Annotated in this window: 12 protein-coding genes; 8 read left to right on the forward strand and 4 right to left on the reverse strand. The window is 47.7% G+C overall.

Annotated elements, in window-relative coordinates; genetic code table 11:
- Positions 1 to 268: 268 nt before the first annotated feature.
- The 3 genes from PGW97_RS08035 (at position 269) to PGW97_RS08045 (ending at position 2,384) form a co-directional block, all read left to right on the forward strand.
- Positions 269 to 478 (forward strand): DUF3955 domain-containing protein, encoded by a 210-nt coding sequence (locus PGW97_RS08035; RefSeq protein ID WP_273859603.1) that lies wholly within the window; start codon positions 269 to 271, stop codon positions 476 to 478.
- A 232-nt stretch (positions 479 to 710) separates the two neighbouring features.
- The gene (locus tag PGW97_RS08040; protein ID WP_273859604.1) at positions 711 to 1,121 is read left to right on the forward strand and encodes an OsmC family protein; all 411 of its coding nucleotides are present in this window, start codon (positions 711 to 713) and stop codon (positions 1,119 to 1,121) included.
- A 336-nt stretch (positions 1,122 to 1,457) separates the two neighbouring features.
- Positions 1,458 to 2,384, forward strand: a complete 927-nt coding sequence (locus PGW97_RS08045) for a LysR substrate-binding domain-containing protein (protein WP_273859605.1) — start codon at positions 1,458 to 1,460, stop codon at positions 2,382 to 2,384.
- 117 nt (positions 2,385 to 2,501) lie between these two features.
- On the opposite strand, the gene PGW97_RS08050 is transcribed toward PGW97_RS08045, so the two are convergent.
- Complete coding sequence (locus tag PGW97_RS08050) at positions 2,502 to 4,262, reverse strand: BCCT family transporter (protein ID WP_337960371.1); 1,761 nt, start codon at positions 4,260 to 4,262, stop codon at positions 2,502 to 2,504.
- A 321-nt stretch (positions 4,263 to 4,583) separates the two neighbouring features.
- Between PGW97_RS08050 and PGW97_RS08055 the strand changes: the two genes are divergently transcribed.
- The 5 genes from PGW97_RS08055 (at position 4,584) to PGW97_RS08080 (ending at position 10,563) form a co-directional block, all read left to right on the forward strand.
- Complete coding sequence (locus tag PGW97_RS08055) at positions 4,584 to 5,771, forward strand: aromatic ring-hydroxylating oxygenase subunit alpha (RefSeq protein WP_273859607.1); 1,188 nt, start codon at positions 4,584 to 4,586, stop codon at positions 5,769 to 5,771.
- Positions 5,772 to 5,773: 2 nt separating this feature from the next.
- Complete coding sequence (locus PGW97_RS08060) at positions 5,774 to 7,207, forward strand: aldehyde dehydrogenase family protein (RefSeq protein WP_273859608.1); 1,434 nt, start codon at positions 5,774 to 5,776, stop codon at positions 7,205 to 7,207.
- Between the two features lie 208 nt (positions 7,208 to 7,415).
- Positions 7,416 to 8,888, forward strand: a complete 1,473-nt coding sequence (locus PGW97_RS08070) for an FAD-dependent oxidoreductase (RefSeq protein ID WP_443147123.1) — start codon at positions 7,416 to 7,418, stop codon at positions 8,886 to 8,888.
- 11 nt (positions 8,889 to 8,899) lie between these two features.
- Positions 8,900 to 10,216, forward strand: coding sequence for an NAD(P)/FAD-dependent oxidoreductase (locus PGW97_RS08075; protein ID WP_273857016.1), 1,317 nt, complete (start codon positions 8,900 to 8,902; stop codon positions 10,214 to 10,216).
- Positions 10,213 to 10,563 (forward strand): ethanolamine utilization protein EutQ, encoded by a 351-nt coding sequence (locus PGW97_RS08080; RefSeq protein ID WP_217392541.1) that lies wholly within the window; start codon positions 10,213 to 10,215, stop codon positions 10,561 to 10,563. Before PGW97_RS08075 ends, PGW97_RS08080 begins: the two co-directional genes overlap by 4 nt.
- 51 nt (positions 10,564 to 10,614) lie before the next feature.
- Here the strand turns inward: PGW97_RS08080 and PGW97_RS08085 are convergent, their stop codons facing one another.
- From PGW97_RS08085 to cspE, 3 genes are all read right to left on the reverse strand, one after another.
- On the reverse strand, positions 10,615 to 12,126 hold the full coding sequence (locus PGW97_RS08085; RefSeq protein ID WP_273857017.1) for a hypothetical protein: 1,512 nt from the start codon (positions 12,124 to 12,126) through the stop codon (positions 10,615 to 10,617).
- A 281-nt stretch (positions 12,127 to 12,407) separates the two neighbouring features.
- A complete protein-coding gene (locus PGW97_RS08090) occupies positions 12,408 to 13,988 on the reverse strand; it encodes a bifunctional metallophosphatase/5'-nucleotidase (RefSeq protein WP_273857018.1) in 1,581 nt (526 codons plus the stop codon).
- Positions 13,989 to 14,411: 423 nt separating this feature from the next.
- Positions 14,412 to 14,618: a transcription antiterminator/RNA stability regulator CspE gene (cspE, locus tag PGW97_RS08095; protein ID WP_047886694.1), complete on the reverse strand. Its 207-nt coding sequence runs from the start codon at positions 14,616 to 14,618 to the stop codon at positions 14,412 to 14,414.
- Between the last annotated feature and the right edge of the window lie 281 nt (positions 14,619 to 14,899).

The raw sequence follows: 14,899 nt of genomic DNA on the forward strand, positions 1-14,899 counted from the left end.
AACGAAAATGCAAATGAAAGCAAGGCTGGTGAAAAAGAGATTGATCAAAGCTAGCTTGATAAAGTGAGATTGATACAACTGAGGCGGATTAATGCAGGAACGGAAGAGTTACATTTTTCCATCGATAACGTTACGGCGGAGGCGGTAATAGTAGCAAATTTTGTCAGTACCGTGTCAATCCCTTGAAGTCTGGGTATTCGCTCGTGAACTCTGGCGCTCGCAGCAAGTCTTAAGGACAGTTCTTTCCGGTTTATTGAGTGAGTAGTTCATGACGATTTTGAAAAAATACTGGTTATCTCTGACCTTTTTAATTCTTGGTTTAGGCTGTTTGGTTGGATACAACATGATAGGTGCGTATGTGGCTGAAAGCGGTCAATTGGTGGAGCCGTTCGGGTTGATTCCACTGTTCTGGCTGTTTTTTCTGCTGTCGATTGTGGCTTGTCTGGTAACGCGATTCCGAAACCGAAAGTCAGGTTAATCAATCCCCCCTATGACAAAAAATGGTTTTTACTGCTGATTATAAGCCCTTGGCCGCAGACGTTTAGTTACTTTGAAGCTTTGTTTTTCAGAGGCCAGCGGGGAGAAAGTAAAGACTGCTCGAAATTACCGTTTACTCAATCATGTGCGTATGGTGTGATAGTCATCGTGGCACGATTGGTATGCGAAACGCATACCCACATACCCATCTGAGAGTGTATTACGAGGAAGAAATGAGTCTGACAATACAGTGGCAACAGGATTGCCAGTTTAACGTTGAAACATCCGGTGGCTTTTCGCTGAATATTGATGCTGATAACCAGTCTGCGCCGTGTCCGACAGAAGTGCTACTGTCAGCCCTTGGAACATGCAGTGCAACGGATGTCGTCATGGGATTGCAAGAGCAGGGTGTCGTCCTGAAATCTTTTCGCAATCAAGTGACTTACACACTGACAGAATCTTCGCCGCGCTTGTATGAAACCGTCAATTTACATTTTGTGGTTGATGGGGACAATGTGTCTGAACCACAAATTTCTGAAATTGCATCAGATGCTATCAATAAGTACTGCCATGTCTGCTTGATGCTACAGCCAAAGATTGCAATCTCTCATACGGTTGAAATCGTTGAAATTGAAAAATGCTAGCAAAGTGTGCTGTTTGTTATCTTCAATTAGGTCGGTGTATTGCATATAGGAATAGCACAATTCCTATCGTTATAACGAGATAACATTGAACCTTGCGTACAGTAATGGGTTTTAGCTGCCTAAGACCCTTTCTATGTATTGACCTCACTTTTTCGGTCAAAGGATGCGACTTGCGAAAAAGTGCGAATTTACTTGGGTTAACTATGACTCAAGTCTCCTTTTTTACTTTTATCAATTGTTGTTTAGTGAATTCCGCTCAGAATGTGCTGATGTTCTTCATGCCGATAAGGGCATAGAAATCATAATAATTACAGAACACGCCTTACTGGAAGTACAATGAAAATCAAACCGTTACCTCCTTTGAACAGCTTAATTGCATTCGAAGCGTCAGCTCGTCACCTGAGTTTTACTATGGCAGCTGATGAACTCAATGTGACCCAAGGGGCGATCAGCCGACAAATTCGCCAGCTTGAAGAGTACCTTGGAAAAGCGATGTTTACCCGAGCCAATCGTAGTATTCATCTTACTCCGACCGGACTGCAATATTACCATTCGATTAGCCAGTCACTCATGGACATTGCGCAAGTGACCGGTGATGTTAAAAAATGGCAAGGTGATCAAAAGATAACCGTAGCAACGACCAATGCGATGGCTGCGCTATGGTTGCTTCCAAAAGTAGCAGAGTTTCAGAATGACCATGAAGATATCGATCTTCGGATTTTGGCTTCGGACAATATTCTGGATTTACGACGTTTGGATTGCGATATAGCTTTATTTTATTGCCGTACTCCGCCTGCGGAAATGAAGGTGACGACGTTATTTTCTGAAGAAGTGTTTCCTGTATGTAGTCCTACATATCTGGAAAAAATAGGTCATCCGACCGATCATGAGAATGTCTTTAATAAAACCCTTTTATATCTGGAAGAATCACAGCGTGACTGGATTAACTGGGAAGAGTGGTTCCAATCTGTTGGTCTGCCTCACTATACTCCCAGAAATCGAGTGAACATTAATAATTATCCAATGTTGCTGCAGGCAGCTATTAATGGGCAGGGTATAGCGTTGGCCTGGGGATCGCTGGTTGACGACTATTTGCAAAGTGGAGCTTTGGTAAGGCCTGTTGAACACGTTCTGTCGACACCATCGAATTTTTCAATGTTGGAGCCGTTGGGAAGAGGAGTCATTCCATCCAGCGTCAAACTTTTTCGAGAGTGGTTGTTGCGGCAACTGCCCGATGGAGTGGGACAAAAAGGATTGGTTTAGACTCCTGGAATAAGGTTGAAGCTCTGAATATAAAAAGCTGGAATATATATTCCAGCTTTTTATTTCGTCGCATGCTATGAAGCGTCTGTTTTACATAATCGTTTTTGAATCAAACGGCTAACTTAAGAGAGGTTTTTGGTCCACTGCGAGATCGGTATCCGGTTTATCAGCCAGATTTGCTTGAACGGCCGTTGCTGTTGCTGTCGCAGTATTCAGTTCTGTCTTCGGTTCTAACAATGGTTCAACTGGCCCGTCTAATTTATCTTTTTCTGGGTGTACATGTTCAGGCAGCATTGCCCACGGTTTAGGCTCCCGGCGAATACAATGGAACAGTGTAAGGCTCATCACCGCGATAAAGATAGCAATTGGGAAGCCTGCAATAATAGAGGCCGTCTGCATAGCTTTCAGTCCGCCTGCATATAGCAACACGCCGGCAATGGCTGCAATCATAATACCCCATAAAATCCGAATTGATTTCGGAGGCTCACTGTCGCCAGCTGCATCAAGTGTACACAAAACCAGTGTGCCGGAATCTGCCGAGGTAATAAAATAGGTTCCTAGCAACAAACAGGCAAGAGTACTAAGTAGTTTCCCAAACAGGTCAGTATCCAGATTATCAAACAGGGTAAACAGGGCACGAGTTGTATCGGCTTTTGTTGCTTCCAGAATTGGACCTCCGGTAAAAGCGGGTGGGGTTGGCTGGTTAGCTTCTTGGGCGGCGACAACCTTATTTTGATAAGCGATACGGGCATCTTGCTCCACTTTCAGTGCTGCGCCACCAAAAACAGAGATCCACAGGAAAGTGATCAGGGTTGGTACTATCAAGGCACCACCAATCAGTTCTCTAATCGTACGTCCCTTCGAAATACGTGCCACAAACATGCCGACAAACGGTGCCCATGTCATCCACCATGGCCAATAATAGGCTGTCCACCAGTTTTGCCAGCCAGAATCATTCTGCGCATCACTCCAGAAACTCATCCCTACAAGGTTCTGCGCATAGGCACCGGTACTTTCCAGCATCGTGTTTAAAATATAACGCGTTGGACCTATGTATAGCACTACCAACACCAATAACAGTGAAAGAAGCATGTTCCACTCTGACAGGCGACGTATCCCTTTACCTACCCCAGACAGAACCGATGCTACTGCGCAGGTACACAGTGTCACAATAATAATTAGTTGTGTTCCCAGGCTGATATCAAACCCGAACGCCTGATTTAACCCGGAATTAATCTGTATAACGCCCATGCCTAATGTTTGTGAGATACCAAAGGCGGTTATTGCAACGGTCAGTATGTCCACGGTATGCCCGATTGGGCCGTAAATACGTTCACCCACTAGCGGGTAAAGGATGGAGCGCAGAGTGAAAGGCAGATCTTTACGGTAGGAAAAGTAAGCCAATGCCAGTGCGACAATGATAAAGACTGACCAAGGGTGCAGACCCCAATGGAAAAATGTCAGTCTCATTGCTGTCGCTGCTGATTGATTGGTCAGTCCTTCCGTAAATGGATTATCTGCGTAATGCCACATGGGTTCGGCGACTGACCAGAAGATAAGGCCGATTCCCATACCTCCGGAAAACAGCATCGAAATCCATGACAAATAGCTGAACTCCGGTTTTTCATCATCTTTACCCAGTCGAATATGGCCATAGCGACTGACCATTAAATAAATTAGAAATCCGACAACGAGTGACACCAGACCAATGTAAAACCACTTCATATTCTGCAATAAAATGCCGGAAATCGTTTCGAAATATTGTCCGGCCTGATTAGCGAGAATGGCGCAGAAAAGTACAAATCCTATTACTACTATTTTTGATGCAATCGTAACAGTAGGGTTTAGCCCTTTCAGTATCCCTGATGTTGCTCTCATAAACATCCCTCTCAGTTCTTTGCTGTTCAGTGCTTTTAGTGTTGTTACGTTATTGTTAATTTTCGAAAGGGTAGTGAGTGCGGAAATGTGTTTCAACTGATTAATTATCATCAATTGATGATAATTAATCATGCAAATAATAGTCTTGTTATTAGTGTGGATAAATTAATTGTTCGAGATCATGCATCAATGACAAAATCTCATTAACACCCTCCAAAAAAGTCGTTTGTTTGTTACGGCATTGTTAACCAGAATCTTCTCCATTAACGCGACACGATATTGTGAGCACTGGAAGCAACTCTATTTTGCGGAGATAAGAATATGAGCAATGTCAATCAAACCATTATCCCTATTGAGCTGGTCGAAAACGTTCTGAATCCGATCAGCGAAGCGACAGGTATGCCAAACGACGCCTACACCAATGCTGAGTATTTCACCTTTGAACGTGATTATGTATTTGGCAATACCTGGGTATGTATTGGATTTGCTTCTGATCTGATAAAAAACGGCTATGTCATGCCTGTCGATTTTATGAATCTGCCTCTTTTGCTGATGAAAAATCGTCAGGGTGAAGTGCAGGTGTTCCACAACGTTTGTAGCCACCGAGGCATGAAATTGGTGCATGAAGCAGGCGAAGTACAGGGAATGATTCGCTGTCCATATCATTCTTGGACATACGACCTTGACGGTAACCTGAAAGGCACACCGCACATTGGCGGAATTGCAAAACACAAAGATGAGCGTTTTAAGTGTGAGAAACACGGTCTGAAGCCGCTGCGCTCTGCTGTATGGATGGACATGGTGTTCGTCAATTTGTCAGGTGAAGCTCCAAGCTTTGCGGAGCACATTGCCCCGCTTGAGCAACGCTGGAAGACCTTTCTGGGGGATGACGGTTTGGGCCTGTTGCGCCGCGTGAATATGGGCGGAAACCTGGAAATTGAAGTAAATAGCAACTGGAAACTGGCCGTTGAAAACTACTGTGAAGCGTACCACCTACCTTGGGTTCACCCAAGTCTGAACAGCTATTCGCGTCTTGAAGATCACTACAACATTCTGTTTGACGAACGTTTTGCCGGTCAAGGCAGCCTGGCTTATAACTTGTCTGACACGGCAGGCACGCATTTGCCTAAATTCCCGAGTTGGCCGGAAGATAAGCTGCGTCATGCGGAATATGTTGCGCTGTTTCCGAACGTGCTCCTGGGCATTCAGGCGGATCATGCTTTTGCCATGATGATAGAGCCAATTTCTGCCGAGAAGAGTGTTGAGCATCTGCGCATTTTCTATGTCGGCGATGAAGCAACCAAAGATGAGTTTGCAGCCTGCCGTACCGCTACCGTTGAATCATGGCGTGTTGTGTTCGGTGAAGATATTGGTGCTGTAGAAGGGATGCAGCAGGGACGTCACTCTCCTGGCTTTAGTGGCGGCGTATTCTCACCGGAGATGGATGTACCGACACACTTTTTCCAGACTTGGCTGGCGAAGCAAGTGAAATCGGCCATGGAGGACTGATCATGATGCATTACCTTAATTACATCGATGGTCAGTGGTGTGATGCTGAACGTTCCCTTACGGTGATGAACCCAGGCACGGCAGAGCCTTACGCAACCATTGCGCAGGCCAGTATTGCTGATGCCGACCGTGCCATGGCGGCAGCTCGCCGCTGTGTTAATGAGGGGTTGCTGTCGGGTGTACGCCCGGCAGTCCGAACCGGGTGGATGCTGAAAGCCGCAGCCGCTATTCGCGAAATGGTAGACGAAGGCGGGCTGGTGGCCTGTCGTGAAAACGGCAAGTCACTGCAGGATGCCAAAGATGAGTTTTTGGAATCGGCCCGCTACTTCGAATACTACGCAGGCATGGCAGATAAACTGGAAGGCACCTCGATCCCGCTTGGCAAAGACTATGTCGATTTTACCCAGTACGTGCCGTTTGGTGTGTCGGTGCAGATCGTGCCTTGGAATTTTCCTGTCTCGATTTGCGCTCGTTCTTTAGCTCCGGCACTGGCGGCAGGTAATGCGGTGGTTATCAAGTCACCAGAAATCTCGCCGCTGGCGATGACCTTGTTGGTCAAAGCCATCGAAAAAGCTGGTTTTCCACAAGGGGCTATTAACCTGATGTGTGGTAAAGGGTCGGAAGTGGGTAGTCATCTGGTGCAGCATCCAGAAGTGGATCAGATTGTCTTTACCGGTTCAGTACCAACCGGTCAGCGGATCCTCAAAGATGCGGCGCAGCGCGCTACGCCATCGGTTATGGAATTAGGTGGGAAATCAGCTGCCATTGTGCTCAAAGATGCTGTGTTGGGGACTTTACTGAAAAGTGTTCAGACTGGGATTTTCTTCAATGCCGGACAAGTGTGTTCAGCAATGTCGCGTTTGTTGGTGCAAAAAGAGCGCTACGAGGAAGTGAAAGCGGCGGTTGTGGCATTGGCTGAAGGGCTCAGTATTGGTCAGGGTGAAAGCCAGTCGGACATTACACCATTGGTTTCCAAAGATCAGCAATCGCGAGTGCTGGCAATGATTGAGCAAGCCAGAATGGAAGGTGCGACCATTCTGACCGGTGGCTATGCCCCAGAGTTGTCAGGCTACTTCGTGGCGCCGACGGTGATAGAAGCAACACCGGATATGCAGATTGCTCAGGAAGAAGTGTTTGGCCCGGTATTGGTTATTACATCATTTGAAACCGAAAAAGAAGCGGTAGATATCGCCAATGGCACCGACTTTGGTTTGGTTGCTGGCGTATTCGGTGAAAACCTAAATCAGACTTTGAGGGTGGCGCAGCAACTTCGTGGTGGCCAGGTGTTCATTAATGAGTGGTTTGCCGGTGGTATTGAAACACCATTTGGTGGTGTTGGGTTGTCCGGCTTTGGCCGGGAAAAAGGACAAGAGGCGATTTACAGCTATGTCCATACCCGCAATATCGCAATTCGATTGCAACACGACAACGAGTAACCCGAAACAATTCTCTCTTTCATCGGCCCGGCGTCAACCTGATTAACGGGACGGGTAAGGAAGGCGTCGGAGCCGGTGAGGGAGAGGTTGTGCCGAACAGCCTGCAACAAGCAGGTTGCTCATTGCCACCGGACTGCTCTGACAGAGCAATGCGGAAAATGCAGAACAATGCGGTAAAAGCAGAACAAGGTAGTTTGGAGACAAAGTGATGAAAAAGTGGCTCTGTATCATTTGCGGCTTGATTTATGATGAAGCTGAAGGGTGGCCAGCAGATGGCATTGCTCCGGGAACGCGCTGGGAAGAGGTACCGGATGACTGGCTTTGTCCGGATTGCCTGGTAAGTAAAGCTGACTTCGAGATGATTGAAATTACGAGGGACGAAGCTGAGTCAGTTGTTGATGTCACTGCTGTTGCAGAACAGGTAGTAGCAGACCCGTCGGGTTCATCTGAATCAATGATTCCTGCCGAGCAACCTTCACAGCAGGAAGTAAATCCAACGTTGTTTGTTGCGGTTGAACCTATTGTCATTATCGGTAGTGGTCACAGTGGCTACCAGTTGGCCGCTGCACTTCGGGCGCAGTCAGTCGATGTGCCCATCACCGTGTTCACTGCAGATGATGGGGCACTTTACAGCAAGCCAGCTCTGTCAAATGCTTTGGCTGTGGGTAAAGATGGCGAAAGCCTGCAAAGCGAAAGTGCTTTGGAGTGGGAAAGCCGCCTGAACATTCGAATTTATCCGCATACCCGCGTCGAGCATATCGATCGTGAAAATCACACACTGCATACCAATATCGGCACTTATGCGTATAGTCGCTTGGTGCTGGCAACGGGTGCTTCACCAATAGCGATTCCTATCGGCGGTGATTGTTCCGGTGTTTTCAGTGTCAATGATTTAGTGGATTATCGCCATTTTCGCCAACACCTGGCAGAGAAAAAACGAGTAGCCATTCTGGGGGACGGTTTAATCGGCTGCGAGTTTGCCAACGATCTAATCGAAAGCGGTTTTGACGTAACGGTCATCGGTCTGGGGCAGTGGCCGATGGAGCGATTGATACCGCAACCGCTTGGCGAAGCTTTGCAAGCCACCTTTTCAAGTCGTGGGGTCAAGTGGGCATTGCAAGACAGCATTTCTTTTATCGAGCCGTCTCAGAGAACAAGTGCAGACCAAACCGATTACCTCTTACATCTTAATAGCGGAAAGCAGGTTGAAGCCGATTTAATACTCAGCGCCGTCGGTTTGAAACCCAATGTGCAACTTGCCGAGTTAGCGGGTTTGGAAACAGGACGTGGGATCATAGTTAATAGCTATGGCCAAACCAGTGACCAGCATATATTTGCGCTGGGCGATTGCGCCGAAACATCTCAAGGTTGGCAGCCGTATATTGCGCCAATTAATCAGGCTATCCCGTCTATGGCAAAAAGTCTGCTCGGTGAAGTGACTCCCGTAATACTGTCTGCGACCCCGGTAATAGTCAAAACCCCGTTGATGCCACTTTCTGTTTTCCCTGTTTCAACTCCTGCTTACGGGGAATGGAGCATCGAGCAACAGGGTGAAGATATGACAGCCGCATTTTATACACCTGAAGGGGTAATGACCGGATTTGCCTTGTTAGGCAAGCATGCTCAGTCAATGCGGGCAAAATGGCTGGGACAATTGTCCCTTAAACAAACAGCAGCGTGAGTGGAGGAAAAATGATTCACTTACCCAATGACGATAATACTTGTGGCTGGTATCAGGCACTGCCACCAACTCCGATGAAGCCTCAACTCATCGGCGAAGTATCTACAGATTATGTGGTGCTGGGCGCCGGTTTTGCCGGATTGGCAATGGCAAGAAGACTGGCTGAACATAGCCCTTATGCCCGCATTTTGTTAATCGATGCCCAGCGTATCGGGCAGGGAGCTTCCGGGCGTAATTCAGGTTTCGTGATCGATTTGCCACACAAGTTTGCGCTGGAGCATCCGAATCCTGAACATAAGCAAAAGTTGTTATCCCTGAACCGCTCTGCTATTTCACAGCTGTCGAAGTTGGTGAAGCAGTACAGCATTGACTGTCAGTGGTCGGCCGTCGGTAAGTACCAGGGGGCGGTTGGGTCTCGAGGTGAAGCTTACCTAGACCATTTTGAACACCTGATGAAAGATTTAGGTGAACCGTTTGAACATGTTGATGGTGCTGAGCTGGCAAAAGTGCTGGGGACGAACTATTACAGTCGAGCTATTTATACACCCGGTGGCTACCTGATGCAGCCAGCAGCATTAGTACGCGGCTTGGGGGAAAGTCTGCCTGAGAATATTGAAGTTTTTGAGAATTCACCAATACGTCGTTTGTACAAAGAAAACGGGCATTGGGTGCTGCAGGGCGATCATGGTGTGGTGAAAACCCCAGAGCTACTACTGGGTACCAGTATATTTACCCGCGAATTTGGGTACCTGAAAAACCGACTGCTGCCGGTAATGACATTTGCCAGCTGGACTCGGCCACTGACCGATGAAGAGATGCAACGTTACGGTGGACAGTTAAACTGGGGGCTGACTCCTGCCGATCATGCCGGTACAACGCTACGTATGACGGCGGATCGTCGGATTCTAATCCGTAACACTTATAAGCATGTACCGAAGTACGGCGCCAGTGTGAGTGATAGAGTAAAACAACAGATCCAAAATGATCATCGGCAGGTTTTCCTGGCACGATATCCTGAGCTGGAGGACGTACCGTTTACACACACTTGGGGTGGCGTTTACGCGATTTCCCGTAACTTTACTAACTTCTTTGGTCAACTGGATGATGGGGTTTATGCCAGTGCCTGCGATAACGGTGTGGGCGCAGCCTGGGGGACGATCTCCGGTACTTTATTGGCAGACCTTGTAGCGGGTGAATCTTCCTCTGCGTTGAAAGATATTCAGCAAGTGACAGGAATGCCAAGTCTGAATCCGCCGGAACCTTTTCTTGGTATGGGCGTGAAAAGCCGAATTCAACTGGCAAAATGGCAAAGTCGGAGTGAGCTATGAAGCAAGTAAAAGTGATTGATAGCCAAACACTCGATTTTAGTGTACGTGGCGATTCACCGGGTATGGCGTATGTGGCTCGCGCCCTGAGCCCTGAAGTGTCTCCCAATATTGGTGTTGGTTTTGCCCGGTGGGAAGGGGCGGAAGTGTCTTGGACAGTTCTGTATGACGAAGTGGTCTTCGTCATTGAAGGATGTTTTGAGCTGACCGCCAACGGGGAAACCCATAAGGTGTATCCGGGGCAGATGTTATGGATTCCGGAAGGCACAGAGCTGGTTTATGGCGGCCATGCGCTATTTGGCTATGTGGTCCATCCTGGGAATTGGAAAGAGCTGCATAGCATTCAGTAATTAGCCTTATTTTTAAGATGATGCAGAAACAGCCAGCCCCAAGTTCGTTCATTAGTGTGATTGTTTCAGGGGCTGGCTGTTAATGTATTCGGCGATACTCGCGATGTGCGTTGGTTCAAATGTTGGTTTAGTACGAGTTGCCGGAACAACATGATTGTTAGAACCAGGCGCTGCTCCATTGCTGGCGGGTTGTTGGCAAAAATTATAGAGATAACGGAAAATACCCAGCCACTGTGACACGCGCTGATGGGACAATCGACGGCGCTGTTGCTCCGGCAACCACTGTTCAAATGTGGACCAGAAATCTTCATGCCACTTCGGATGTGTCGGTACCAGCAACGAAGCTAACTGCTCGGTAGCGGTTCCTTTTGGGGTTTTCTCATTAGCAGTCTTTCCGGTGAGCACGCCAATTCCCAGCGACCAGGCTGTTGACCCACTTTTCGCCGGAAAGTAATGATCATACTGGTGCCAGCTTTCCTGCCACCAGCTCAAAATCTGTTTATCGCTCTGCTGTAAATTGCTCTGTTGTAAATTTATCGGAGGTAAATTGCTTTGCTGGATATCGCTGACCGGTTTATTCAAAGGCTGTTGATTGTTATTTGCCAGATAGTGTTTGGTTGATTCTGAATGCATTGAGCGAGGCAGCGCATGTAAATAGTACAGCTGTGCAGTCTGCAGACGGACTGACTCGGCAAAGGTGGTAATGGCGGCTCCGCGAAGAAAACTTTCATGTTCAAGTACCAGTGCCAACGGTTTGTTGGGTGGAAGCAGTGCCTGTAAGGTCTGCATGTGGGCGTGGGCGCTGTAAACAGGTCGCAAAACCGTACCTTCTTTGCTGGCGGCGTGTTGCTGTAAGCAATATCCCCGTTGATCAAATTGGCTGCGCGACATGATTCTTTCATAGGTGAGCCTGGCTTTCTCAAACACGGACTGAGTCGCGGCCATATCCGGTTCCACATAATCCAATAAATACCTGCCGGTTTGGTGAGCATCGCTACGCACGTTATTCAGAAGTAAATTATCACTGATCAATGTTTGATAACCGGTGCGACTTTCTGCTGTGGAGAGATACCAACATGCGGTACTGTCATAACCTTGTAATCCTGAACGACAATGGCTGACCGTACTGTGTGTCTGTACGGTAATTGTGGGTAATGTGGAGAACCATTGGCGTTCGTAGCAACGGCTGGCATGTTCCAACAACTGTTGCAGCTTACCTAATTTTTCATAGAGGACTTTGTTCGACAGTGAAAGTGATGTCAGGGCTGTTTCCAGCGGCTCGTTATTGCGGAACGCAACCAGTAACGCGGTCAGAAGCGGCTGTAGGCTGCGACTGAGCGACAAAGGATTGAGCAAGCTGGTGACTCCCAAACACTGCAGGCAGCGCACTCGCGGCGTACCGGAACTGGTGTGGCCATATTTAATCCATCGTGCAGGTTCTTGCTTGGTCAGTGTTTGACTGGCTAGTTTTGTCGCGAAGTTGGCGTGGTGTACATCTTTGGCGTTAGTCTCAAACGCGAAACGCTGAGGTGTGCAGCGACAGCGGGGCCAGTGTAAATGCATTGCGACCGGGGAATATATCTGCTTCGTGAGCTGAATAATGGGAGCATTGTGCAGAACGGGAGGATAGGCACCACACAGCGGACAGTGGTATGCCGGATAGCCCAGTCTTTCGGAATAAGTGTAAAGAGCGAGATCGGGATTGCCGAGATTATCGCACCCGTAGGATTTACAACCATTGAATTCGCTACGAAACACCGTAAACCTCTTAGTGTGCAGACCTTGTCTGATGAGATGGCTGGGGGAATGTATTGAGCCCATGGTTTGCATGGGCTCAACAGGACTTACTGACCGGCAGCCGCTAGCTCACGGCTAACATCAGTCTGGCGGCCAATCTCAGGTACGTTCAGTTTTTGACGTTGTTTGAATCCATCAATCAGTACCTGAGTTACCGACTTACCTTCTGACTCTAGCTGACCTTTGGCAAACATGTGGTAACCATCTCCGCCGCTGGCAGCATAAGAGTATGTCGCGACCCGGTACATCTTATCTGCTTTAACTGGTTCTCCGTTAACTTTCAGCGAGATCAGGCGTTTTCCTTCAGGGCGAGTACTGTCATAGGTTGACTGAATACCGGCAAACTGTGCCAGACCGTACGGCAGTGTGTAACTGTACTCCATAAGTTCTTTCAGTTGGACACCGTTGATGGAAACCACTGATAGCTTGTCGGTAAACGGGAACACATCCATGACTTTTTCCATGGTCACCGGCCCTTTGTTCAGATCGGCCCGGATGCTGCCAGAGCTGATCATCGCAATATCTGCCTGACCGGCATCCTTCATAATGTCTGCGATAAGGTTACCGATATTGGATTCACGGTAATAACGGCGATATGCCGTTGCGTCAATGGTGGCGATCTCCTGCGCCAATTGCGGGTAAGCCGCCCGGGCGTGGTCAATGAGAGCCCCTGTTTTTTGATCACGTGGCAGCTTGTTCGATTCAACCGGAATCAGTTTGCCTTCGAGTAGCTTCACATCGTGTTTATCTGTGTCAACGGAGAACTTGGTGTAGCCCAAGTATTTGCCCTGGCCAAACGTAAGACCGATGACGGTGCCCGTGTCAGGGTGGACAACTGGCTGCCACAGGCCGTGATCAGAATGACCGCCGAAAATTACATCCACGCCTTTAAGTTTGCCTGCCATTGCGTAGTCTTCGTCAAAGCCGCGCTGAACTTCATCATCGGCTTCTTTATCCGTCTGCATGGGGGCTGTTTTGTTCTGGTGAGTCAGCACAACAATCATGTCCACATCATCACGAATTTTATCGGCCCAGTATTGTGCAGTTTCTGTCGGGTCTTTAATTGTGAGCCCTTTACGGTTGCCTTTCCACATGGTGTTGTAGAATGCATCAACACCCATGACGCCGATAACGCCAATGCGTACGCCGTCGCGCTCTAAAATAGTGTAGGGCTGGGCAAATGGTACATCACCGTTTTCATACACAATATTGGCATTCAACACAGGGTAGCTGGCTCTCGGCATGGTATCGCGCAGGGTCTCCCAACCGTACTCAAATTCGTGATTGCCCAATGTGATGACGTCGTATCCCATGGCACTGTACAGGTCAAAAGAGAGTTTACCCTGCGTTTTTTTGGCAAGAGAGCCAGTAAAAATATCACCGGCATCCATCAGAAAGCTGGTTGGCTCCTTTGCCTGTACCTGTTTAATCAGGCTGGCGAGGTAAGGGATTCCGCCAATGCGTTCAATGTTATCATTCCAGAAGGCGTCAACAGGCTCATACACGCTTTCAATGTCGTTAGTGTGGAGCAGAGTAATTTCTTTAATCTCGGCCTGTGCTTGTCCGGACAGAGTGGCTAACGTAAACAGCAAACCTGCTGCCAGCGGTGTGTTTGAAGTCAGTTTCATTGTGGGATCATCCTAAAGTGTTGATTAACAGTTTGCGTGCTGACTATAGAAAAATGTCCCCAGGTGGCAGATTGCGTGGGATCACATTTATGCCGCTGACAGGTGGTTGGAAAATCAAAAGTTACCGTTTGAGTGGTTTTTATGTGCTTGTAATTTTATTGCGCGTAGTTGCACTTGTGGGCCACTTGCTGATAACAGTTTGCAGAGCCGCTTGCCGTCAGCCCGGGTATTGGAGTGAGAAGGGTAGACAGTAAAAGCTAAAAAACGCCAAGAAGACGTATTTCACCGAGGGTGGGAGAATAATGAAGATTGCCCGGAATGTGAAAAAGAAACGGGTAAGAAAAGAAGAAAGCGGCGAGGGTAATCGGAAAATAAAAAAGGGCGTTAAAAACGCCCTTTAAAAATTCTTTAATCTAACTAAAATTAGATTTTTTCTACGTTAGCAGCTTGAGGACCTTTCTGGCCTTGCTCAACGTCGAATGCTACTTTTTGGCCTTCAGCCAGAGATTTGAAGCCTTCACCAGTGATAGCACGGAAGTGAACGAAAACGTCAGCACCGTTGTCTTGAGTGATGAAACCAAAACCTTTCTCGTCGTTGAACCACTTAACGATACCAGTTGCTTTAGACATGATGTGTCTCCTGAAAATAATATAGATGTCACGCTAGATTGCGCACTTAAGCCAGCATAATGAATTACTTATGGACAAAAGAACGTTGAATGCTTCAGGACGACGCTGTGTAAAGCGGTGGAACGAAGTTTCTATTTCACTTTGTAACATAAATAGGACTGCATTACAGGCCGAGGAATATTAGGCCACAGCCGGAAGTGTGTGGCAAGCAAATACTTTGAAAGTATAACGATTTAGGGGAAAAATGTGAGGTCGGTTGTAGGTTAAGATAGTGAAAAAGA

This window comes from Photobacterium sp. GSS17 (genome assembly GCF_028621875.1).
Taxonomy (GTDB): domain Bacteria; phylum Pseudomonadota; class Gammaproteobacteria; order Enterobacterales; family Vibrionaceae; genus Photobacterium; species Photobacterium ganghwense.